At 42.0% G+C, this 25,066-nt stretch carries 19 protein-coding genes and 1 riboswitch; of the genes, 15 read left to right on the top strand and 4 right to left on the bottom strand.

Annotated features, from left to right (window positions below):
• Positions 1-96: 96 nt before the first annotated feature.
• Positions 97-1,251, top strand: a complete 1,155-nt coding sequence (locus tag AB6T38_RS14860; protein ID WP_372548046.1) for a serine hydrolase domain-containing protein — start codon at positions 97-99, stop codon at positions 1,249-1,251.
• A 51-nt stretch (positions 1,252-1,302) separates the two neighbouring features.
• Here the strand turns inward: AB6T38_RS14860 and AB6T38_RS14855 are convergent, their stop codons facing one another.
• Positions 1,303-2,616, bottom strand: a complete 1,314-nt coding sequence (locus tag AB6T38_RS14855) for an aminotransferase class V-fold PLP-dependent enzyme (RefSeq protein ID WP_372548045.1) — start codon at positions 2,614-2,616, stop codon at positions 1,303-1,305.
• Positions 2,617-2,859: 243 nt separating this feature from the next.
• Between AB6T38_RS14855 and AB6T38_RS14850 the strand changes: the two genes are divergently transcribed.
• Complete coding sequence (locus AB6T38_RS14850; RefSeq protein ID WP_372548044.1) at positions 2,860-5,286, top strand: TonB-dependent receptor plug domain-containing protein; 2,427 nt, start codon at positions 2,860-2,862, stop codon at positions 5,284-5,286.
• 123 nt (positions 5,287-5,409) lie between these two features.
• Here the strand turns inward: AB6T38_RS14850 and AB6T38_RS14845 are convergent, their stop codons facing one another.
• Positions 5,410-5,577: a hypothetical protein gene (locus AB6T38_RS14845; protein WP_372548043.1), complete on the bottom strand. Its 168-nt coding sequence runs from the start codon at positions 5,575-5,577 to the stop codon at positions 5,410-5,412.
• Between the two features lie 348 nt (positions 5,578-5,925).
• Between AB6T38_RS14845 and AB6T38_RS14840 the strand changes: the two genes are divergently transcribed.
• The 12 genes from AB6T38_RS14840 (at position 5,926) to secF (ending at position 19,328) form a co-directional block, all read left to right on the top strand.
• Positions 5,926-6,639, top strand: coding sequence for a PEP-CTERM sorting domain-containing protein (locus AB6T38_RS14840; protein WP_372548042.1), 714 nt, complete (start codon positions 5,926-5,928; stop codon positions 6,637-6,639).
• A 112-nt stretch (positions 6,640-6,751) separates the two neighbouring features.
• Positions 6,752-6,874: riboswitch (TPP riboswitch) on the top strand.
• A gap of 168 nt (positions 6,875-7,042) precedes the next feature.
• Positions 7,043-9,007: a phosphomethylpyrimidine synthase ThiC gene (thiC, locus tag AB6T38_RS14835; RefSeq protein ID WP_372548041.1), complete on the top strand. Its 1,965-nt coding sequence runs from the start codon at positions 7,043-7,045 to the stop codon at positions 9,005-9,007.
• An 84-nt stretch (positions 9,008-9,091) separates the two neighbouring features.
• Positions 9,092-10,765 carry a thiamine phosphate synthase gene (gene thiE / locus AB6T38_RS14830; protein ID WP_372548040.1) on the top strand — a complete coding sequence of 558 codons (1,674 nt, stop codon included), beginning with the start codon at positions 9,092-9,094 and terminating at the stop codon, positions 10,763-10,765.
• Positions 10,762-11,673, top strand: coding sequence for a ThiF family adenylyltransferase (locus tag AB6T38_RS14825; RefSeq protein ID WP_372548039.1), 912 nt, complete (start codon positions 10,762-10,764; stop codon positions 11,671-11,673). Before thiE ends, AB6T38_RS14825 begins: the two co-directional genes overlap by 4 nt.
• Complete coding sequence (thiS, locus tag AB6T38_RS14820; protein WP_372548038.1) at positions 11,670-11,885, top strand: sulfur carrier protein ThiS; 216 nt, start codon at positions 11,670-11,672, stop codon at positions 11,883-11,885. The genes AB6T38_RS14825 and thiS overlap by 4 nt, the downstream gene beginning before the upstream one ends.
• A 3-nt stretch (positions 11,886-11,888) precedes the next feature.
• A complete protein-coding gene (locus AB6T38_RS14815) occupies positions 11,889-12,659 on the top strand; it encodes a thiazole synthase (RefSeq protein ID WP_372548037.1) in 771 nt (256 codons plus the stop codon).
• Positions 12,646-13,761 (top strand): 2-iminoacetate synthase ThiH, encoded by a 1,116-nt coding sequence (thiH, locus tag AB6T38_RS14810; protein WP_372548036.1) that lies wholly within the window; start codon positions 12,646-12,648, stop codon positions 13,759-13,761. Before AB6T38_RS14815 ends, thiH begins: the two co-directional genes overlap by 14 nt.
• 193 nt (positions 13,762-13,954) lie before the next feature.
• Complete coding sequence (locus AB6T38_RS14805) at positions 13,955-14,767, top strand: sterol desaturase family protein (RefSeq protein WP_372548035.1); 813 nt, start codon at positions 13,955-13,957, stop codon at positions 14,765-14,767.
• 307 nt (positions 14,768-15,074) lie between these two features.
• Positions 15,075-15,629 (top strand): DUF1439 domain-containing protein, encoded by a 555-nt coding sequence (locus tag AB6T38_RS14800; protein ID WP_372548034.1) that lies wholly within the window; start codon positions 15,075-15,077, stop codon positions 15,627-15,629.
• Positions 15,630-15,792: 163 nt separating this feature from the next.
• On the top strand, positions 15,793-16,359 hold the full coding sequence (locus AB6T38_RS14795; protein WP_372548033.1) for a hypothetical protein: 567 nt from the start codon (positions 15,793-15,795) through the stop codon (positions 16,357-16,359).
• A gap of 144 nt (positions 16,360-16,503) precedes the next feature.
• Positions 16,504-18,348 carry a protein translocase subunit SecD gene (secD, locus tag AB6T38_RS14790; RefSeq protein WP_372548032.1) on the top strand — a complete coding sequence of 615 codons (1,845 nt, stop codon included), beginning with the start codon at positions 16,504-16,506 and terminating at the stop codon, positions 18,346-18,348.
• A 44-nt stretch (positions 18,349-18,392) separates the two neighbouring features.
• Complete coding sequence (gene secF / locus AB6T38_RS14785; protein ID WP_372548137.1) at positions 18,393-19,328, top strand: protein translocase subunit SecF; 936 nt, start codon at positions 18,393-18,395, stop codon at positions 19,326-19,328.
• Between the two features lie 396 nt (positions 19,329-19,724).
• Here secF and AB6T38_RS14780 read toward each other — a convergent pair whose 3' ends face one another.
• Both AB6T38_RS14780 and AB6T38_RS14775 read right to left on the bottom strand, forming a co-directional pair.
• Positions 19,725-20,720, bottom strand: coding sequence for a transposase (locus AB6T38_RS14780; RefSeq protein ID WP_372548031.1), 996 nt, complete (start codon positions 20,718-20,720; stop codon positions 19,725-19,727).
• Between the two features lie 334 nt (positions 20,721-21,054).
• Positions 21,055-23,388: a peptidase U32 family protein gene (locus AB6T38_RS14775; protein WP_372548030.1), complete on the bottom strand. Its 2,334-nt coding sequence runs from the start codon at positions 23,386-23,388 to the stop codon at positions 21,055-21,057.
• A gap of 218 nt (positions 23,389-23,606) precedes the next feature.
• Between AB6T38_RS14775 and AB6T38_RS14770 the strand changes: the two genes are divergently transcribed.
• On the top strand, positions 23,607-24,275 hold the full coding sequence (locus tag AB6T38_RS14770) for a glutathione S-transferase (protein WP_372548029.1): 669 nt from the start codon (positions 23,607-23,609) through the stop codon (positions 24,273-24,275).
• Positions 24,276-25,066 lie beyond the last annotated feature (791 nt).

Genomic DNA, 25,066 nt, shown 5'->3' with positions numbered 1-25,066 from the left:
CTAGACCTAAATATTGGTTTAACTATTTCACTCCCAGTTCACCTCTTATTAGTTACTTTTAGCTTCACTTTACAACAGCTAATAAAGGTACGAATGATGACTAAACTCTCAAAAATTAACTATTTAATGGCTAGCGCTTCAGCGATATTTTTACTAGGTGCTTGTGGCTCCAGCAGTAGCGACAACACATCGACACAACCACCTGTTGCTCACGAGGTGGATTACCAAGAGTTTATAGAGGATGGCGTTGCTCAAGGCATTCCAGGAATAATAATGTCCATTGAAGGACCAGAAGTAGACTTCATTGGTAGCGCAGGCTTAGCTAGCATAGAGCAGCAAACTCCGATGCAAATTGATCATGTTATGCCCAATGGCAGCGCTGGTAAAAAAGCCACCGCGTTACTAGTGGCAATGTTACATGATGACGGACTTTTGAATATGGATGAAACTATCGATACCTGGTTACCCGATGAAATTCTTGACCGAATCGAAAATAGTCGCAGCATGACCTTGCGACAGCTGTTAAATCATACAGCGGGGGTTTACGACTATTTGGACTCTGCTACTCAAGCAGCATGGTATTCAGCTATAATGAGCGATCCTAGCTCTCTTAAAACCGACACTTATGCGTTACAATTTGCACTAGATCAGCCTGCCTACTTCACTCCTGGCAATGATTTTCATTATTCAAACACAGGGTATTTACTTGCTGGACTTATATTAGATGAAGTTTTAGGCGAACATCATTACACCGAAATGCGTAATCGAGTAATCGTTCCACTCGGCCTTAATAGTACTTATTATAATGGCCTGGAAAAGCACATGGGGTCGATAATTTCAGGATATGTTAAAATTGATGGCGAATTGGAGAATGCCAAAGTTGTATATGAAAATATTGGCGTATCCGACGCCCCGCTAGTCAGTTCCGTTACTGATATGTCGTTGTTGCTGAAGTCTATTGTTGATGAAGATTCTGTGATTTCACGGGATGTTAGAGAGTTGATAACAGACCCGCAAAGCATGGTACAGGCAACGACGACATTACAATACGGCTTAGGCATTTTTAAAGAAATATCCAATGGTAAAACCGTTTACCACCATGGTGGAGACGAACCTGGATATAAGACAGAAACATTCTATATTCTAGATGACGATATTACTTTCACTGTTTTCTTTAATTGCAATGGGTACGATCTTTGTGCTGAACAAAGCAACATAGTGGTACAAAAAGTATTTCAAACTCTTCTATAAACAAGCAAGCCAGAGTGAAAACAACGCTTCACTCTGGCTCGTTTCATCATGCTAAGCAAGTTTCTTTAAACTATCCACGAGTTGTTGAATTTCATCAACCCCGGTAAATACTTGGGGAGTGATACGGACACAAGCACCGGAGTCTAACCCCTTACGAATAACCGTGAAAATACCAAAATCATTCTCCAGTCGTTGCTGCAATTTGTTGGCATCATCAATACTGTTTTTTCCCTTTAGTCGAAATGAACTCATCCCTGTAGATGACATACTGTCTTTTCCGCCTAACACTTCGATATGGCTCATGGATTGGGCTTCTGTAAACCACAAGTCTCGCAAATAGTGAAGTCGCGCTTGTTTATTTTCGCCACCAATGGCCTGATGAAAATCCAGTGCGGTCGGTACCGCTAAAAATGCAGCGAAGTTAGCCGTGGCTGTATGCACACGGGTGTACGCTCGGCTGTTATCAGGATCTGACTCTCCAGGATAAGGTGCAATTTTATTTAAGCTACCTTTTTTCATGTACAAGGCGCCTACACCAACAGGTGAACCTATCCACTTATGTAAATTAAATCCAGCCCAATTAACCTCAAGATCACTAATTTTATAGTCGATTAATCCCCACGATTGAGCGCAATCGCAAATAACATCAATACCCCGATTATGCGCTTCTTTGACAACTTCAACGACTGGAAAGACTAAACCGTGTTGATTACTCACATGGGTGAGCAACATCAATTTAATCTCTGGATGCTTATCAAAGGCAGCTACGTAGGCGTGCAATAATTGCTGTTGGTCGGCCAGACTAGGTGTAATGACTTCGACACTTTTCACTCCCTGATCCTGCTCTAACCATTTCATTGTCGTTTTGAAGCTAGGATAATCACTGTCTGCAAATAACACCGCATCTCCAGCACTCAAACCTTGATATTGCCGAATCAGGTTATGGATGGATTCAGTGGCATTGCGAGTTAAGACAATTTCCCCCTCTTCTGCCCCCAGAGCTTGAGCCACTCGACTCGTTGCATGCCGAATATCTTTGGGAAAGCGTTTGCGTGCATAAAATGAGTTTTGATCATTGACCATCTTAGTTGCCCGTTGATACGCTTCAATGACGGGCTTGGCCATTTTTCCCCAATAACCGTGCTCAAGATTGACGATCCCCTGTGTCCGATCATAGTAAGTGGCGATTTCAGCCCAAAATGCTTCATCAGCGGCTAAACTGCCAGCAGAACTTTGACTTGCTTTAGGCAAAATAAACGAAGAAGCCTGTTTCTCGGCCGCAACTCCAAATGACGAAATAGCCGCTGTAGTGGCAACGCCAGTTAACAAACTACGACGGCTTATGGAAAATTTAGAGTGATTCATGTGCTTTCTTATTGTTTTAAATCAGATGATTAGGATAAATGTAATTTATGACACTTTGATAAAATAAGGAATCTACATTCAACATTTGCTTTACGAGAATTTATTTCACCCAAATCTAAAACCCAATAAAATCAATCACTAAGGATAAATAAAACTGCCATTTTTCCTTAACCATTTTGTCATTTAAACGTGCAACAGTAGCGCCCATCAAAATTCATATCTAAATATATTAGGGTTTAATTTATGTTTATATTGTCAAAAATTTCTCGTTCTATATGTCTTGTTTGCAGCGTTAGTGCCATCATTCCGTCTTTAACTCAGGCTCAACAAGCACCAGATGCTGCAATAAATAAAAATTTAGAAAGTATAATTGTTACAGGAACTCGTTCTTCAGAAAAAACTGTTTTTGATTCCAGTGCCCCCATTGACCTAATTGCTGCTGATGAGCTAATGGGTACGGTTTCAGAAGACTTATCAGATACCCTCGCTCAACTGGTACCTTCATATAAAGTACAGAGATTACCTATGGCAGATGGTCAAGTATTTGTTCGACCTGCGACTTTACGAGGTTTATCAGCCGATCACACATTGGTACTAATCAACGGTAAACGCCGCCATCGTTCAGCACTTTTAGGTGGCAATGGCGCACAAGCTCCTGACCTATCGCAAATTCCTGGCTCAGCAATTAAACGAATTGAGGTGTTGCGAGACGGAGCATCGGCCCAATATGGTTCAGATGCGATTGCAGGGGTAATCAACATCATACTGGATGATAGCCAAGGACTTGAAGGCTTTATCCAATATTCTGAATATGCGGAAGGTGACGGAGAAAATATCAGAGCAGGAATAAAAGGCGGATTCAAATTGGGCAATGACGGCTTTGCCACTATCAGTTTTGAGTATGCAGATGCACAGAAAACCTCCCGCAGCCGACAACGCCCTGATGCTATCCAATTCGCAGCAAACCACCCTGAGGTTATGTTACCTAATCCGGTACAAAACTGGGGACAGCCGGAGACGGAAACCTTGCGATTTGCATTGAATTCAGGGTTAGATACTCAAATCGGTATGGCTTATATATTTGCTACTTTTGGTCAAGGGGAAGGACTAACTGACTTTAACTGGCGCAACCCAGACAGTACCAGCGCTTTCAATTTAACTGATGTCTTCCCTGATTTTGATCTAAGGGAAACCTATCCTGCCGGCTTTTCTCCCCAATTTGGTCATGAAGATACTGACCACGCATTTAATCTTGGAATCAAGGGCACTTTTTCCAACGATATTGATTGGGATATTAGTGTCGGTTCTGGACAAAACCATATCGAATATAACATGTCCAATAGCATTAACGCCTCCCTAGGCCCAGCAAGTCCAACTGATTTCTATATTGGTGAATTAAATCAAACTGAAACCAACGTTAACGCCGATTTTAATTATCTATGGGCTTCATCCATGTTAAGTGACCTAGCTAATATTGCATTTGGCGCAGAATATCGTAAAGAAACTTATGAAATAAAACCCGGCGATTTGGCATCCTATGAAATAGGCGCTGGAGCTGTTGTGGGTTTGCCCTCTGGATCAAATGGTTTCCCAGGATTTTCGCCAAATCAATCAGGAGAATCCAGTCAAAATAGCCAATCAGTTTATGTGGATATTGATTTACCAATAAGCGAACTATTAACAATTGGTTTTGCCACACGCTATGAAAAGTATTCAGAATATGGCAACGGTAAATTGACCGGTAAACTCTCTGCCCGTTATGAAATCAATAGTGACTTTGCGCTTAGAGGAACAATATCCACAGGATTCAAAGCGCCGACACCAGGGCAACTATTTAGTGAGCGTACTTCCCAAGGTCTAGACACCAATACATTAAATATTTTCACAACCGGACGTTTTTCACCTGAAGGTGATGTGGCAGCGGTATTGTCACAACGTGAAGACGTGACAATCAACCCCCTTGAAGCGGAAGAATCAAAGAACCTGAGCGCAGGAATAGTTTATCGTCATGACAGCGGCTTTCACTCATCATTAGATTTCTATCGAGTGGATGTAGATAATCGCTTAGCCACCTCTTCTACGTACACGGTAAGCGATGAGGAAAGAATCCAATTTGCATCTTTAGGTGTACCGGGTGGCGAAAGTATTACCCGCGTTAACTTTTATCAAAATGACTTTGATACGCGCACCACAGGGATAGATGTAGTAATAGGTTATATCACTAATCTAAACCAAGGTGTTTTATCGGTAACTTCAGCGCTGAACCATAACAAAACTGAAGTACTTAATGGTAGTCTAGTTGGCAACGACACAACCCGTAACCGTTTCGAAAATATCCTGCCGCAAAATACCGCGAACCTTAGTCTAAATTATCAAATGGACGTCGTTAGTGTGATGGCGCGAGTTCGCTACTACGGCTCTTGGACTGACTATTCAGGGAACAGTGATGGAGACGTTTTCCAAGATTTTGAAGGTGAGTTTTTCACCGATATATCGGCCACTTATAATGTTAGTGAAAAACTGACATTAAACTTTGGGGCAGAGAATATTTTCGACTCATATCCACAAGAAGCGGTTTATCAAGCAAACCGAGGCTTGATATATTCCCGAAATGCTCCTTATGATACCGATGGTCGAAATTTGTATATTCGTGCAACATTTCAACTTTAAAGCTCGTCAATTTTTGTAGGTTTTGCATATAAAAAAACCAGTATTGTAGCGGTACTGGTTTTTTCGCTCTCTGCAAGCAGCATTAAAAATAATCAGTATTAAACTAAACAAAATTGCTGATAACTAGTCTGACTCTCCTTGGGGTTTCATTGGCTGTTTCGTTTCTATCCGTTTTCTGTGCTTTTTATCCAAACCAAAAAAATAATCCGTAAAGCGTGCCATATCGCAAGGTGAAGAACTCAACTCTGGGGCTGAGTCTAATGTTTTTGACGATCTGTTTTGCTTTTTCATTTCCTTTTTCCTTAGATCTTTTCACCCACTGCATTTGAAAACATACAAACAATAGACTGGTTCACAATAACATCAGTGATTTTTCGTACATTGTTAGTATAAAACACTATGGCGGTTTTGCCTGCCGCTGAGCTAACCTCTATTACAACCCCTCTTGAAAAAGCCACTTTCATTTACGAGATTTTTATTTACCAAAAAGCGGTTTTAACCGTCAAAAATTTTAACAACTTTATAACATAAAAAGATTAAGTCATTGTTTAGCAAAAAGATAAAATTTAGGTTTGAAATATGCATATTTAACCATGCAAATTATAAATTTGCAGTTATCTAAATAAATAAGGAAGTACTATGAATTTATCTAAATTAGTTAAATTAGCAGTTTTAGGTTCGGCTTTTATGACCATGTCTAGTCATGCAACACTAGTCACTAAGACCTTTGACAATGGCGATTCATTGGCAGACTTTTATGTAGATCGTGCGGCACCGGCGAGTTTCCAAATTGTTGGCAACGAGCTTGTTATGGGTATCGACGGTTCAACGTCTACTGGAGGCGGTTCATTTTACGATACCCAAGGCATGAAACTAGACATCACAGGTTCAAACTATGTGTCTGTCGATATGTTTATTGATTCGGCATGGACCAATAGTGAACGTTTTGCAGGGCTCTGGGGAGTTGGTAGAAATGCTGCTAATGATATCTCTAGCTACCCAATTTTAGAATTCCAAGGGGCGGGAGTTACCGATCCTAGCGCGGGTTTAGCAATCTGGGATAACGCGTGGGTTGACCTATCAACGCTTTTTAACCTAGATGAATTCAACACTATTGCATATAAAGCAGCGAATAACGGAGTGCAGTATTTTGTAAACGGCACTATGGTGTATTCTGAAACAGCATCAGCAACAATCTCTTTTGGCGAAGTTATTTTAAATGCTAAAAATGATGGAAATTCGTTTGATGTACGTTATGACAATCTAACATACGGTGTGGTTTCTGAGCCTGGCGCTCTTGCACTACTTAGTTTAGGGATGTTGGCTATGGGTTTACGTCGCCGCAAATCTTAAACAGATAAAAAAGCAACTCCACAATGCAGTACTAAGTTCACCTTTGTTTTTCAAAGGTGAATTTATTATTCAATAATCTGCTTGTTAAATTAAATTAGTGTGTTTATATTAGTCCCTCTTGTCGGAGTGCTAGCACGATTTAGTTTACTAAGTAGTGTGAGCTGAGACCGTTGATTCGGGATCCGTTGAACCTGATCGGGCTAATACCCGCGAAGGAAACAAGCGTAATGCTGTAACCATAAATGTGCTTTTATTGCAGATTAGTTTTACAGCTTATTTTGCCAATTGGGGTGGTCTTCTGAGTTGTTAAATGCAACCTGCCCTTTTCGATAATTGGCGCTTTTCAACACCAAACCTCTCCAGACAAGCAACTTCATTTTTTTAACAATATGAGAGATTGCTAATGTCAAATCGTCGTCAAACTCGCGCTAATGCGAAACAATTTATTGATAACTTTAAACCCTTTTCTTATCCCAACTCCAACAAAGTCTATGTGCAAGGCGAGCTACACGATATTCGTGTTGGTATGCGCGCAATATCCCAAACAGAGACTATTTTAGGTGGCAGCAAAGACGCACCTATTACCGAACAAAATCCAGATATTCCGGTATACGACTGCACAGGCCCCTATTCCGATCCCAATGCCCAAATCAATATACATAAAGGTTTAATTAAACTTCGTCGTAATTGGATTATGCAGCGGGGAGACGTTGAACAGTTAGAGCAAGTTAGCTCTGAGTTTAGCCAAGCACGCAGCAGCGACGATGATTTAGAGCACTTGCGATTTAACCGCTCGGTAAAACCGCTAAAAGCCAAAGCGGGTAAAGCTGTCACCCAAATGCATTATGCTAAAGCGGGGATCATTACACCGGAAATGGAATATATTGCGATCCGCGAAAATATGGCCAGAGAGGAACTAACGGATCCGGTTTTACGCCAAAAAGCCCAAGGTAATGCCTTCGGTGCACTCGTTGGACAACCTATCAGCGCAGAATTTGTGCGCCAAGAAGTGGCACGCGGTCGTGCGATTATTCCCGCCAATATTAACCACCCCGAATCCGAACCGATGATCATTGGCCGTAACTTTTTAGTCAAAGTAAACGCGAATATTGGCAACTCTGCGGTTACTTCTTCCATCGAAGAAGAAGTAGAAAAATTAGTTTGGTCAACCCGCTGGGGGGCCGACACGGTAATGGACTTATCCACGGGACGCTATATTCACGAAACCCGAGAATGGATTATCCGTAATTCGCCTGTCCCAATTGGCACTGTTCCCATTTACCAAGCCCTGGAAAAAGTAAATGGTGTTGCCGAAGATCTCACTTGGGAGGTATTCCGTGACACCTTGATAGAACAGGCTGAGCAAGGCGTAGACTACTTTACGATCCACGCTGGAGTATTGCTGCGTTACGTACCTATGACCGCAAAGCGCTTGACGGGCATAGTATCTCGCGGCGGCTCCATAATGGCCAAATGGTGTTTATTTCATCACAAGGAAAGTTTTTTATATGAGCATTTTCAAGAAATCTGTGAACTGTGCGCCGCCTATGACGTATCCCTATCTTTAGGGGATGGAATGCGCCCGGGTTGTATTGCTGATGCTAATGATGAAGCCCAGTTTGCCGAGCTAGAAACCCTAGGGGAATTGGTCAAAATAGCTTGGCAATATGACGTACAAACCATAGTCGAAGGCCCTGGCCATATTCCAATGCAATTAATCAAAGAGAATGTGGACAAACAGTTGCAAATTTGTGACGAAGCGCCTTTTTACACCCTTGGTCCACAAACAACTGACATAGCGCCGGGCTACGATCACTTTACCTCAGGCATAGGCGCAGCGATGATAGGTTGGTATGGGGTAGCCATGTTATGTTACGTCACCCCTAAAGAGCATTTAGGACTACCGAATAAAGAAGACGTTAAACAAGGCTTGATTGCCTATAAAATCGCGGCCCATGCAGCCGACGTCGCCAAGGGGCACTTAGGTGCGCAGATCCGCGACAACGCGCTGTCCAAAGCACGTTTCGAGTTCCGTTGGGAAGACCAATACAACCTTGGTTTAGACCCTGACACGGCAAGACGATATCACGACGAAAGTTTACCCCAAGAGTCAGCCAAGGTGGCTCATTTTTGTTCCATGTGCGGTCCCAAATTCTGCTCCATGAAAATCACTCAAGACGTGCGCGAATACGCCGCCAAACAACAAATTCAGATAGAACAAGACGCCTCACGATTGAAATTGAGTCAAGCAGGATTGAGTCCGCAGGAAATTGCCTCAGCTATGGCACAAAAGTCCGAAGAGTTTAAAGCCCAAGGTGCCCAGCTATACACCCCCATTGATGAACAAGCCATTACGGAGTCTGAGTAAACCATGGGTGTCTACTTAAGCACACGTAAGCACAGAGCCTGAAATAACTATGGGTGTCTACTTAATCAAGGGGATGAACTAATCATGGGTGTCTACTTAAACACAAATATCGAATCAGGTGAGGTGCGGTCTGCTGGCCGCCCCATTGTTTGGTCTATTGCCGGCTCAGACAGTGGCGGTGGGGCTGGCATACAGGCAGATTGTCTAACCATTCACGACTTGGGAGGGCATGCATGTACGGTTGTGACTGCCATCACCGCCCAAAATTCACAACAAGTACAAGGGATCACGCCTACCCCAACAACTATGCTTGGAAAACAATTGGATTGCTTACTGGAAGATATTCCTCCGGCAGCAATTAAGATTGGTATGTTGGCCAACCCTGAGCAAATTCGCTGCATAAGTGAGTGGCTTATCAGCAAATTAAAACCCTATGAAAAGGCCAATAATCTGCAAATTCCAGTGATTTGGGATCCGGTAATGGTGTCCACCAGCGGTCAATCTTTATCCAGCCATCATCAACAAGACAGCTATGCCGCTTATTTGCAATTGGCAAAACAGGTTAGCCTGATAACCCCTAATCGTCATGAACTAGGGGTATTACTGGAATTAAGCCAGTTGCCAAACCTCACTCACCATGAGCAAATTGCCAATCTTGAAAACCTTGCCAAAAGACTAGACTGCAACATACTGTTCACCGGTGGCGATCTCTTAGGGGCTGATACACCAAACTGTGAAACCAAAAGCGCTGATTTGAACAATCAGAGCATAGATAACAGCTATGCAACGGATTGGTTAGCGGTTAAAGATATTCCATTTACTTCACCCCAACATCAACATCAGCGTATTGGCTTTAGCAGCCTCTGCGTAACTACCCAACACAATCACGGCACAGGCTGCACCTTATCCAGTGCCATAGCCACAACGATGGCCATGGGCTATCCATTATTAGATGCCATTGTGGTGGGCAAAGCCTATGTACATCAAGGGCTAAGCAGTGCTTATCCGGTGGGCAAAGGGCCGGGAGTTTTAGCCCGTAATGGCTGGCCCAAACACCTTGAGCACTTTGCGAAAATTACTCTGCCTAAATATCCACAGATAAAGCAAAGCCAAGGGCTTAGTTTTACCAACGTCCAACAGCCTTTGCAGGTCTATCCGGTAACTGAGTCGGTTAGCGTACTAGAGCAAGTGCTAAAAGCCGGGGCACGCACGGTGCAATTACGTTTAAAAACCACATCTCCCTTAAAGCAGTTGGAACAACAAATTGAACAGGCTATACAAACAGCGATCGCTTTGGGTAAACAATATAAAGCGCAGGTATTTATCAACGATCATTGGCAATTGGCCATTAAACACGGTGCATTTGGAGTGCATTTAGGCCAAGAAGATATGTTGCAAGCAGATTTGTCACAGATCGCAGGGGCAGGTTTGGCACTAGGATTGTCCTCCCATGGATATTTTGAATTACTTTTGGCCCAGCAACTGTCGCCCAGTTATTTGGCCATCGGTCATATCTTTTCAACGCCAACTAAATCCATGCCCTCTCAACCTCAAGGACTCAATAAACTTGAAAAGTATTGCTCCTTGCTGAGTGATCGCCTAGCCCTAGTCGCGATCGGTGGCATTGATCACAATAATCTTGATGCCGTCAAACAGACTCAAGTAAACGATATCGCCGTGGTACGCGCCGTAGAAAAAGCAAAAGATCCCGCGCAAAGCTGGCAAAAACTGCAACAACAATGGCAGGCACTATCATGAAAGATAAGGATATGACTGACAGTGCTGTGACGGACAGCAACAGCGCAAACAAAAGTGCGATGAATACCTTGAGCGACAATCAGTTTATTCAATATTACCGGCAAATATTGTTGTCTCAAGTTGGCGAGCAGGGTCAGCAGAACCTACTCAATTCCCATGTAATAGTGGTGGGTGTGGGTGGCCTTGGGAGTCATGTCACCCAACAATTAAGCGCAGCAGGCATTGGCCATCTTTATTTGATAGATGATGATCTGGTTGAGTTGTCGAACCTACCCAGACAAATTTTGTTTGATGCAAACTCCATTGGCAAACACAAAGCCATCTGTGCCGCTGAAAAAGTCGCTGCAATCAATAGTGATACACAAGTCCGCTATTTCTGCGAAAAGTTTACCCATTGTTTTGCTGAACATCTATTGCACAGCAATGTTGAGCTGCAACAAGCCCATCAAAACGGCCAGTTAATCTTACTTGATTGTTCAGACAACATGCCAACTCGGCAATCGATTAATGTTTGGTGTGCCGCGCACTTTATCCCGTTGATAAGCGCATCAGTCGCGGCGTTTTCCGGTCAATTGTTGGTGGTTGATGGCCAAGTGGCACCGCAAAGAGGCTGTTACAACTGCCTTTTTTCTGGCAATTCAAGCCCCCAAGGTTGTGCTAATTTAGGGGTACTTGGTCCTAGCGTTGGGATCATGGCCAGTATGCAAGCACTGACAAGCATCAAACACATCCTAAAGCTTGATACCGAGCTTCAACATTTGCACATTTTTGATGGTTTGCAACTCAGCTGGCGGCAGCTTATTCGTCACCGTGATCCCCATTGCCAAGCCTGTGGACACTGGCCCAGCGGGCCACAAAGTCAGCTTTCTAAGCCCCAGCACCCCACCCAAACCGAGGTAACCTTATGATCACTATTTATGTAAATGAACGCCCCTTAGAGGTGAACAAAAGTAGCAACTTACAACAGGTTTTAGCCCTTAGTGTGCAATCTTTTGAGCTTAGATTAGACAACATTGCGGTGGTACACAATCAACATGTGGTGCCCAGAAGTCAGTGGTCCACAAACCTGTGTCATGAAAATGATCGAATTGAAATATTTAGTGCTGTGGCAGGAGGATAAAGAATGTTAACAATAGCAGGACAACACTTTTCTTCTCGCTTATTTAGCGGCACCGGAAAATTCGCCAGTAGTGAGGTGATGTTAGATGCTTTGCATGCCTCAGGAACAGAATTGGTCACCCTAGCAATGAAACGCATTGATTTAAAACAGGGGACCGACAACTTGATACAACCATTAACGGCAATGGGCGTGAAGTTACTGCCCAATACATCAGGGGCGCGAAACGCACAGGAAGCGATTTTTGCCGCGCAACTTGCCCGTGAGATGTTACACACCCACTGGATAAAACTGGAAATTCATCCCGATCCCAAATATTTAATGCCCGATCCCGTAGAAACCCTAAAAGCAGCGGAAACCTTAGTAGAAAAAGGGTTTGTGGTGATGCCTTATGTCCACGCCGACCCAGTATTATGTCGGCGCTTGGAAGAAGTTGGATGTGCGGCGGTAATGCCACTAGCCAGTCCCATCGGCAGTAATCAAGGTTTACTGACCAAAACATTCTTACAGATGATTATTGAACAAGCTAAGGTGCCAGTGGTTGTCGATGCTGGGATCGGTAGCCCATCGGATGCCACTGCGGCAATGGAAATGGGAGCCGATGCGGTACTGGTTAATACCGCCATCGCGGCAAGCCAACAACCAGTTACTATTGCCCAGTGTTTTCGTCAAGCGGTTATTACCGGACGTAAAACCTATCATGCGGGTTTAGCACGGGTATCAAACCAAGCCAGCAACACCAGTCCATTAACGGGATTTTTAAATGAGCTTTGTTGATAAATTTAAACAATTAGATTTAACTGCGTTGCAACTAGCGTTAAATAGCGCCACTTGTGCTGATGTTGAACAAGCTTTGCAACACCCAAACGGAAACCTTTACGCCTTAATGGCGTTATTGTCCCCAGCTGCAATCCCCTATCTAGAGCAAATGGCACAGCAAGCCAAACAAATAACCTTACAACGTTTCGGTCACAATATTCAGTTGTTTGCGCCCATGTACCTGTCGAATCTGTGTGCCAATGAATGCGATTATTGCGGCTTTACCCTAAGCAACAAAATAAAACGTAAAGTACTAAATCACCAAGAAATAGCAGACGAAATAAACATTCTTAAAGGCCGTGGTTTCGACTCTCTATTGCTGGTGACAGGCGAACACGAAAGCAAAGTAGGCATAGACTATTTTGCTCAAGTATTACCCCAATGCAAACGCCATTTCAGCCATGTTTCATTAGAAGTGCAACCTTTACAAACCCGGCAATACAAACAACTGGTTAGCCTTGGGTTAGACGGGGTTATGCTGTATCAGGAAACTTACCACCCTGTGACTTACGCAAAACATCATACTCGAGGTAAAAAGTCGGACTTTTTGAATCGTTTAGATAGCCCAGATAGGTTAGCTCAGGCGAATGTGGATAAAATTGGTTTAGGGGTGTTGTTAGGCTTAGATGATTGGCGTGTAGATGCGCTACTAATGGGACATCATCTAGCCTATTTAGAGAACCGTTATTGGCGCAGTAAATACAGTATTTCATTACCTCGATTACGGCCTTGTACAGGCGGAGTTGAGGCAAAAATGCCCATTTCCGACACAGGACTAGTACAATTAGTCTGCGCATTTCGATTATTCAGTGAAGCCTTAGAAATTAGCTTATCCACCCGTGAAACAAGTCAATTTAGGAACAACCTAATGCCACTGGGGATCACTCATATGAGTGCTGGCAGCTCCACTGAGCCTGGCGGTTACGCTAAACCCGAGAGCCAATTAGTACAGTTTGAAATCAGCGATGAACGCTCGGTCAAGGAAGTGGCCGAGGCCATAAAAAACAACGGGTATACCCCTGTTTATAAAGATTGGCAAGGAGATTGGATTACAACTTAGTCGGTTAAAAGACAGAGGCTTAAGTTGGCTGAAATTACTCTTTAAATGGGAAAAAAGGTGAAAGCCTGAGTTGGAATTGCAGCGGAAAATATCCTATACCATTAGTTATGTTGTCTTCAAACAGGTTAAGCTAGACACTCTGCTACACTTGATTTAGCTAAAATGGCAGCCATATGTGTGAGGATATCGATTAGTGAACGCTGAATTTATATTGTTATTGTTGAGCCCACTATTTCTGATCGCCATAGGCGTAGAACTGCGCAAACGCAGGCAAAGTTACTCATTAAAAGAGTTTGGCCTAAATCTGGGGTTAGCCTTATCTCACCAAGCAACCGACATTCTAGCCATGCTTGCTTTAATGCCCTTTTTTTATTGGTTACACGGTAAATTCGCAATATTTAGCATAGAACTGAGCGTTTTCACGGTGATTATAGCTATCATCTTACAAGACTTTTTATATTATTGGTTTCATCGCGCTAGTCATCAATGCAATTGGTTATGGGCAGCCCGTGTTGTACACCACAGTTCCAACAATATGAATTTTTCTACCGCTATGCGGCAAAGTCTATTTTACCCTGTTGTTGGCATGTGGATATTTTGGTTACCTATGATTATTTTGGGGTACACACCAGAGCTAATGCTGACAATAGTCGCATTGAATTTGGCATTCCAATTTTTTGTGCATACTGAACTTGGCCCCGAATTCAAAATACTTGGTAAAGTGTTTAACACCCCTACTCACCATTGCGTGCATCACGCAAGTAACCCTCAATATGTTGATAAAAACTATGCCGGGGTGCTTATTATTTGGGACAAAATTTTCGGAACCTTTGTAAGTAATAACGGCGAAGCCCCACGTTATGGTGTCACTGAACGAGAATATAAGGTTTCCTTTTTTGATGTGGTATTCACACCGTGGCGAATTCTGCTTAGTCAGATTAAACACCAAAAAAGTGTCTTTGCTGCTTTAAAATTACTATTCAATCAGCCTAAAAAGCTGAATTAGTAGCTTGTTGTCCATGCAAACTAGCGTTGCTGGCGCAACTATTTGGATAAAATCAATATGAGTCTCATTATGGGACTGAGCGCCAGATTCAATGGAGTTAAAACGCTTATCACTTCAGACAGGGGTTAGGTTCAAGATTGATAGTAATGGGCCCTGTAAGCTCGTACAATAGAATCAAAAGGGCAAACAATCTTGAGCAACATGAGCAATGTTATGTGGATCTGATATTGCCAATTCAGTTTAGTGTCACTCAGCAACTAATCTGGATTGGAACCCCTTATTATTTTCAAATCATCCAGAGGTTTTCATGAAAATTTTATTCTTTATCGGCGCACTATTTTTAACCGGATGTGCCAGTACCCAAGGTCTATCTGTTTTCTCATTTACTAACTCACAAGTACAATCTCTGCTGAGTCAGCAGTTACCTAATTTAAGCGAAAAAGCCACTGTCATGGGTGTCCCAGTAGAACTAAAAGTCAATGACTTAAGTGTTAATATTGGTCCAGATAATCGAGATGTAATAGCCCTTGGAGTGGATTCAGGTGCAGAGATCAATGCTTTTGTATTTAAGTACCCAGTGCGCTTAATGCTGCAGGTTGAAGGTAGTCCTTTTTATGATAGTGACAAAAAAGCAGTGTATTTGCGAAACCTTAAATTGATCGATTCAACGGTTGAAGCAGGCAATTATAAAGGTAATTTAAATGTGTTAAACGACCAAGTAATGACGCTTATCAATACGTTTTTGATTAACACTCCAGTTTATAAGTTGGATACATCAGATCCAACCGTTGCTCTGTTAAGTAAAGTGCCATTGAATATGAAAGTAGTGGAAGGTGCGGTTCAATTAGTGCCCAGCCTCTAATGTGACACAATAATCTTCGAGCAGTTGAATCGGCTCGGTGATAGCATTGCATTAACGGGCTTAGCACACTATTTGTTTGTTGTTTTCTTGTTCTAACCCTTGCATTTTTTCCCTTCATCCTTATTAACCTTATCAATTCATTACAGGTAGTTAGATTAGTTTCATGTGGTCTTGGCACGCTTTACTCTTTAGTTGGTTTATTGCTGTTTTTATAGCAATGAGTGCCCCTGCCCACTCTGTGGATAATCCGCTAAATTCTCCCCACATCCCATTAAGCGTCGACGTTCATGCTGGTCAGCTCGACAATGCACAAAATCAACACACCTTGTCTCAACTGACCCAAATCTTGTCTGCTGATTATATTATTAGTAAACAACAAACAGAGTTAAAAAAGCGCAAAGGGACTACTCGCAAAAAGAGCAGGCAAGATCATTTTCAATCTAAATTTCCCCCTGAATTTTTTAAGATAAATCGCGATATACGCTGGCCTCCCTTTGAGCGCTGCGCCTACAGTGCATTTAGCTCACCCATTCAAAACGAACCCATTTTTGTTCTAGCATACGAATTTCTGCCTGAAATTTTAGGTCGTCAACACTTCTTAGCAGCGCCAGTCAGCAGTGTTGATACTCCATGGTTTTTGCGACCTGATGCTGCAAATAACCACAGCAAATTAGGTGGCTGGAAAGACGGAAATACACTGTATTCCGGCGCTATTACCTACCTAAGTTAACACATTCTCGCACTACACTCAGTGCACTTTTTTAATGGGTATCTGTATACCCTTATTTATGTTGCGTTAGCCTATTACTCGCTTGCGCACTCCATTTAACCATTGCTCTAAGCAATGGGTTATTTGCTAAAAAAGAGAACGAACATGCGTAAAACAACAGCAAAATCCAAGCATACTTGGCAGTTAATCGTGATTATCGTCACTGTGCTTATATTGGGATTAAATGCCATCCCAACTTTATATGGAAACAACAATGCGTTACTGATTAGTAGCAGCAATCCAACTCAATCACTTCCTGCACCGCAAACCTTGCGTCAGTTAATGCAACAGGAAAACATTCAAGTTAAACAAATTATCAGTGGCGATACCGACAGCAAAATTGTTATCCAAGGCGATGATGAAGCGCTTTCCATTGCCCAACAAAAACTGAAGACCGACTTAGATGACAGCTACGAAGTCCGTTTAGGCAGTCAATCTGCAGCGCCAAAATGGCTTAATGAACTTGGCATGTCCCCAATCAAGTTGGGTCTAGATCTTAGCGGGGGTGTCCTGTTTGTATTGGAGGTTGATACGCCAAAAGCAGATCAAGAACGCTACGAAAGTGCAAAAGACGAAGCCATGCACATCATTCGCCAACAAGGTTTTAGGGGGATGAGCGTCAAGCTGCCTGAAACAAATGGTGACACCTCCACGGCAAATGGTCTTAACCTGCACTTCCTCACACAGCAAACAAGTGATGTGAAAACCCTTGTACAAAAAGTCCAAGACTATTTACCCGGAATTGTTTATACCAAAATTGACGAGAATAACGGTCGTTTGATGTTTTCCGAGCAAAGTATCAACGAATTTCACCAACAAATTATGGCTCAAGCGTTGACGACCTTACGAGGTCGTATTGAAGAGTTAGGGATTACTGAGGCGGTGACTCAGCGGCAAGGGGCCAACCGAATTCGCGTAGAGTTACCCGGGGTGAAAGACCCTGAGCAGGCGAAACGAATTATTGGTGCCACCGCTTCGTTAGATTTTTACGCAATGGCAAAAGACGGTGAAATAGGTGCCAAAACCTTTAAGGATAACAGTGGTCGTCGATTGCGGGTCGCTTCGAAACCAATATTCACCGGCTCAAGCATTGAGAATGCAAACTCAGGCCGCGACGAAATGGGGGGTGCATTAGTCAATCTGTCATTGGACTCCGTGGGTGGCGAAAAGATGTCAGCATTTTCCAAAAACAATATTGGTAACCCCATGGTGGTGGTATTTTCTGAATATCACCGCAACGCAGCCGATGAAATGGTTAAACGTAGTAGGGTGATCAACGTTGCAACGATTCAAGCCCAATTAGGAAATCGCTTCAGCATTACTAATCTGGACAGCCATGATGAAGCTGCTGAATTGGCTCTATTGTTACGTGCAGGTTCATTAGATGCACCAATCACAATAGTCCAACAACGGACAATTCAGGCCTCTCTGGGGCAAGACAATGTAAACAACGGGATTATGGCATTAGCCATTGGCTTGAGTATCACCTTGTTATTTATGGGATTGTGGTATCGCAAATTGGGGTTAATTGCGAACACTTGCTTAGTTCTTAATTTGGTGTGTCTAGTTGGGTTGATGGCCTTGTTACCCAATATGGTTTTGACCTTGCCGGGGATTGCCGGATTGGTTCTCACCGTGGGCATGGCCGTGGATACTAATGTGTTGATTTTTGAGCGAATAAAAGAGGAGCGAAAACGAGGGAGAAGTAACTTTTTAGCCATAGAGATAGGTTACAAGGAGGCGTTTAGAACGGTTTTAGACGCTAACATAACCACTATGATCACCGCCTTAATTCTTCTCAGTATAGGGTATGGCCCAGTAAAAGGGTTCGCCATGACACTCAGTTTAGGCATTTTAACCAGCATGTTTACCGGCGTTTTTGTCGCCCACGTATTGACCTACCTAGTGAAACCTCAAATCCCAGTAAAGCATAAGGAACTTTTGTCATGAACACAAAATTAATCAACAATGAGGACTTTGCAAAAGACCTTAATATGACCAAAAACGAAATGGAAAAATCGCCCTCCCTTTCTCGATTCAGTCGATATCGGATTGCAGGATTCTATCTCGCAATGACGTTAATGGTGCTGTCTGTGGTGGGTTTAGGGATGCGTGGACTAAATTTAGGATTGGATTTCACGGGTGGTTATATGACGGAATTCACCACCAGCCAAAGTATCGACAAAGCAGACATGCAACGTCAGTTGGGTGCCCAACTGACGGCGGATTTTGAGCTCAATAGCAGCGTTACAAATACCCATTGGACTGTGCGCCAGGCGGATGGTGTAGCTGATGTTATAGATAAAGCTTGGCTTGCAGATTTCGCTAAACAAAGCGGCTACCAAATTACTCCGCAAGATTCGGTTTTTATTGGCTCACAAGTGGGGTCGGAATTAATTGATAACGGCGGTTTAGCCATGCTTGTTGCTGCAATTGCGATGATGATGTATTTGACCTGGCGTTTTGAATGGCGCTTAGCCTGCGGCTCATTGGTGGCGTTGATCCATGATGTATTAGTGGTACTGGGATTATTTGCGTGGTTTGGCCTACCGTTTGATTTGACGGTATTAGCTGCAGTGCTTGCCATTATTGGTTACTCACTGAATGACTCCATCGTAATTGGAGACAAGTTACGTGAAGTCATGAGCGCAAAAAGCAACCTAAACTTGAGTGACATAGTGGATACCGCGGTTAAATCAACATTAACCCGCTCGTTAATAACCTCGGGCACCACACTGGCAACCATAGCCTCAATCTGGCTCTTCGGTGGACAGCCACTACAAGGTTTCGCCATCACCCTATTTACTGGTGTCGTATTTGGAACACTCTCATCAGTTGCCGTTTCGGCAACAATCCCGCAACTAATCGGTTTAAACCCCGCGTTTTATCATCATCGCGTGCAGGAGTTAATACTCAATGATGAACCTTAGAACCCGCCAAATATAGAGTTTGAATAGCAACTTAATGCCCACTTAGGTGGGCATTTTTTAGTTAAAGACTGCGCACTAGCGGGACAGCCATGCTAAGGAGCAGTTATTAGCGGTATTAGCAGGACAGCCAAATTAAAGACTATTTAGACAGCCACAGTAACAATCAGGTTATTCACAGTCCAAAGGAATTAGTAAGAAACAAATTATTGAGACACCCATTTTAAAAAAGATCTATTTGGTAGTTGTATAGCAATATCGGTTTATGAAAATGAATTAGTTTCAAGAAATGTTGAGGATTTATATGACAAAAACTGATTTTTAACTACTCTCAATAAGCTCATTTGTCAGTAACTCATAGATGAGCAAACCGTAACACCTTAGGTCCCATGTCTGGGATTAGTTTCCCTGACGGTAAATAGGGTTGAGCAGTAATTTGGCTTTACCCATACCTCGAATCCGTTGATGATTTGTACTACGTTTGAATTTTTGTAGCATATGTTCGCTACCTGCCGCGATTGAAAAGTGACGCTCAAATTCGGTGGCTAGAGTAAACCACTGCTGTAAATTAATACCTAAGCGCTCGAGGGGTTTGTTTTTTCTATTACCTATAAATCCAAGCTTGTCATCTCGTTCAATTCTTCCGGTACAGTCCACTAACTCACAATAGTCGCTCAAACTAAAAGTAATACCTTTGGGTGTATTTTGTCGGTGATTACCCACAAAACGTAATAGTGATTTAGGCTGTTTACCCGTTTTCATGGCCGCAATACGCTTGAAAATACTAGTATGCCTAGAAGTTTCAGGAGTGCTTTCCATTCTAGCTCGAATTGGGTTTAAGTCGACATAAGCCATACAAGCTAAAAGTGCTCGCTCATCTAATAACGCTTGAGATTTGAACCTTCCTTCCCAAAACCGACCAGTACATTCATCTTCTTTGTTAGCTTCACGCGCAATGTATTCATTCAAGCTTCGCATAAACCAACTGATGTCAAACAAGCGCTTACGATAGACTTCAGTGATTTTATCCACTGTAAGTGCTTCACATTTATTGAGTTTTTTGCCATTCAGATATTTTTGCGTGAGCAAAGTCCCTCTGTGCAATTTATGCCAACGAGTAAGTACCTCTTTTTTTGAGAAACTTCCAGCAAGATCTTTATCTACGAACAGAACGACGTGTGTATGATTATTCATTACCGCAAAAGCGGCAATATCAATGGCAAAAACCGAACCTAAAAATAGTAGCCGAGATTCTACCCAACCGCGCCGATGCTCGTAATTTTGCCCAGTGAATTTATTTTCTCCGCACAAAAATGATTGTCTGACACACCGCGAAACACAGTGATAGTAGGGAGTCTCACTTAAACATATTTGCTTTTTTCTCGCTTGAGCCATACATCATCCATCCTTGGTGATTAAAGACTTTTAAGCATAGTCGATTGTGAAAATTTAGTAGTATTGAAATAGATCTATTACCATTGCTGGTCCTAGAGTGATGATTTTCAAACTCCGTTTAACTAGGATGGGTGTCTAAGTTGTGGTTCATGCCTGTCCCAATAGTAGCAATTTCTAACTAATAACTTCAGCTACTAATAAGGGTGTCCCGTTAACCTTTTTCGATAGTGAACAGTGATGGGTGTCTCGATAGCGAATTTTGAGAGTGAGTTAGCCATCAAATATCCAAATTAATGACTATTCACAAATATTTGCGGTAAAGCTGTAGCTCTAACTACAAGCCATTATGGTATTGACTGTCTGTCGACGCTGGCACCATAGTATTTAACTGATTTTCAACTTGTTTATTTCCCTGCAACAACTCCTCGAACTGCTCTATTAACGCAACTTTGTCTGGGGAGACTTTATCACCAGCGCCAATATTAGTTAGGTCAATCATAAAGCCATCAAACAAGTCAGCTAAATCATGAATCACCTGCATATTCAAAAACTGATCTTCATTATAAATACTTGGGTAACCTGCTTTTTGTTTATCAATGGCAAAAGACATACCTTTAAGATTTGTAATGCTGGTAGATTTATCGCAGGACAACATACAACCATTGTCAATTCTCGGCTTATCACACCCCACACTTTGCTGGAAAAAACACTGCCTACTCGTCATCAGCAAAATGGGATGATAAATACTGTAAAACAACTTAAAGTTTTCAGGACGAGCAATGTTTTTCATCTGCATACGATTCAGCTCGTTCGAAATAAACGCTCCACTACAGTCAAACTCTTCTTTCATGGCCATTAAAGCATAAGAGTTAGTCGTATTTAAGAATGGACCGGCAATCCACTTTATCCCTAATTTGTTAGCTTGGTAAGCAATGCCAGTATTATTTGTGACAATTAATGGTGGCATAATTTTTTCTAAGATATTAATCGCCACTTCATAATCTTTACCAATTAGTACTGCTGGAAACCAGGGGATAAGACGAGGGTTTTCAGCAAGGAAATCAATATACTTCGTGCAATTTCGCTTGTAAGCATCAGGTAACTTAAAGTAAATATCAGCATCGGTAACATCCGCCAATGTTACATCAGATTCATCGCAGATTAAGATGGAGAGTTTGGGTTGTTGCGAGCCACCAGCATCTTTGTCGTGACTTGTTAATTTAGGCAGTGTTACTGGAGGAATTAACGCTTGAGCACCATTTAATAAGCGAGTAGCTTCGTTTTTCAACGTAGTCAGTTCACGAAAAGGGACGGTTAACCCTGTCGACAAACTATTTAAATCAATTTTAATTAGCTCATAATCTCCGTTACTTAAACTTTTAAATCTCTTCTCTAAAGCGACTTTATCAATTGCATTTTTATCACTTCTTGTTAATAAACTGCTTGATTGTAATGTAATGGTTTTGTCATGAGTCTGCGGCTCTTTATCCTGAAAAGATTGCTGATGGCTTAAATCATCTGTTTTGATAACAAGCGTTAACGGACAACCTTCTTCACCGGAGAATGAAAGTTCCAAAGGAACTTTATCGATACTCAAATATTGGATTTTTTCCCTTACGATATCGTGAAGTTCATTCTTCTCTTGATACAAGGTTTGCTTTACTTCTTGTATTTGCACAACCGATATACGATTGCTATCGTTGTCAGAACTGGCTTTGGCGATGGCATGGTTTTTAGAGTTATCCCGTGGATTATCAATAAACATCGATTGATTTAAATCACCACGTAAAAATGCATTGGAAAAATCTCGATTAAACACCTTATAGAGGCGCTCACCATCTTCAAGTAGTTCACCCGTTTCTACAAAGCCATCGATTTGTTTACGGAAGCTATCCACAACGGTATGAACGTAACTCGAGCCTTTTATTCGACCTTCGATTTTAAACGAATAAACACCAGCTTCGATTAAAGCGGGCAGATCAAAAAATGCAGAGTTATCTTTTAGGTTAAGGGGAAAGTTATGGCCTGATTCAGTGGTTTCATATTCTTCACGACACGCCTGGCTACAACGTCCGCGATTACCCGAATTTCCTGCACTTGCAGAGGTTGAATAGCACAATCCAGAGAACGCAACACATAATGAGCCATGAACGAACACTTCGGTTAGAATGTCGTGTTCGCGACTTACTGCGGTTAACGCACTAATTTCTCGCAGATTTAATTCTCTAGATAAATTGACCCTAGATGCCCCTAATTTTTTTAGAAAGGCAATTTGCCCCGCATTGTGAGTAGTAAGCTGCGTAGAGGCATGAATATCTAAAGAAGGAAAATGCTTCTTGATAAGATTAAACATGCCAATATCCTGAACAATCACACCATCTAAGGTGGTGTTTACTAATTTACTTAGCAACTTAGCTAAGGTAGTAAACTCCTGCTCTAAAATGACTATATTCAGGGTCAGAAAAATCTCACATTCATATTGATGGGCGAGCCGAATAACACCAACAAGTTGCTCAAAGGAAATATTCGATGCACGATTACGGGCATTGAAATTATCTAGACCACAATACACGGCATCGGCACCAGCAATAATTGCCGCTTTTATGGCATCAATGTCACCCCCAGGGGCTAACAATTCAATTTTTTGCTGGTTTTGGATACTACTCATGCCGACATTACTCATTTAGGTGCGATTTATTTTAAGTGCTATTACGGTCTATTTTACATCCCGCATTTATGTGCTGATGATTTTACCTGTATATTTAGCCAATGAATATCACTAGAGTGGATTATTCTCGTCAAATCCTGCAAAGTGCCGAGCTTTAGACGTTTAATAATTAAGATAAGTGCCGACTTCGGCAACTTTAAAAACAATAGAAAGTAACTATGGCACAGCCGATACTATACTCATTACGAAACTGCCCTTATGCAATGCGAGCAAGAATTGCGCTTTTCAAAGCCAACCAACCCGTTGCCGTGCGAGAAGTAAAATTAAACAATAAACCTGCAGAAATGCTAAAAGCTTCCGCAAAAGGTTCGGTCCCCATTTTAGTAGTGGAAAATGATTTAAAATCGATATTGATTATTGAAGAAAGTCTTGAGGTTATGTTGTGGGCTTTAGCTCAGAGTGATCCTGATGATCTGCTTCGTAAAGACGAACCAATGGCTCTACCTTCAATGCTTTCGTTAATTGCTCGTTTTGATGACGAATTTAAAACACATTTAAATGCGTATAAATGTGCCAAACGCTATAAAGAAAACAACCTGATTGAGTGCAGACAAGCATGCGAGGTTTATATTCAAGAATTAGAAGATTGTTTGTCAGTTGGAACCGCAGATAATCAGACAAACAAAACGTCTTATATCATTTCAGACCAAGAGAGTTTGGTTGACATAGCGTTACTCCCTTTCATCCGTCAGTTCGCCAAAGTCGAACGTCAATGGTATCAGCAATCTCCCTACCCAAAGGTTAAACAATGGCTTAACCACTATTTACAAAGTGTCATGTTCACCAAAGTAATGACTAAGTTTGAAGTATGGAATTCGACGAACTGATCCTGTCATTCTTAATGATAAAGAATATTATTTTCTAACCATCCAGTTACCATCTCCATACGACAGGCCTTGCCATGCACTACCATAGAAGCACATCATTTAGTAGCTTCAACGGTATAATCTCGACAGGTTTCACCATTAAGTAAGTCGATTTTGATTGGAACCACACGATTTGTAAAACCTGTATCAAGGTTATACCTCTGCGTAGCCACACCAGTGCGAACCATTTCTAAAGAATGTGAAGAAAATGCGGATTTAATGATTACCCTAAATTTAGAATCCTCACCACATCCCTCTCACTTTTTGAGTAAGCTTTGGATACAACCGAAAGATATAAACAACGATATAAACGAGACACCCATGTTTAATTCGGTTCAAATCCTTAAATTAAGGACACTTTAAGGTGGATGTCCTAGTAATTAGTTAATTCGGTCCAAATCCTTAAATTAAAGACACTTTAAGGTGGGTGTCCTAGTAATTATCCTTTAAGGTGGATGTCCTAGTAATTAGTTAATTCGGTCCAAATCCTTAAATTAAGGACACTTTAAGGTGGGTGTCCTAGTAATTCCTAGTAATTCATCAATAGTTATAAACGAGACACCCATAATAACTCTTATCTAGACTTTAATGGTCAACTTTTCTTGGACACTTTGTTGGAGATATTATATCTAAAACCATCGAGGTAAAGATGAAGAAGTACACAGCCTCAATAAACGAGATCTCATACTTTATAACACCAAACTCACTGGAAAAATACGAGGGTTGCAAGTACTCTTTCCGGTGCAGCTTCA

Source organism: Aliiglaciecola sp. SL4, from assembly GCF_041538045.1.
Lineage (GTDB): Bacteria > Pseudomonadota > Gammaproteobacteria > Enterobacterales > Alteromonadaceae > Aliiglaciecola.
This window is presented reverse-complemented; position numbering and strand designations above follow the sequence as displayed.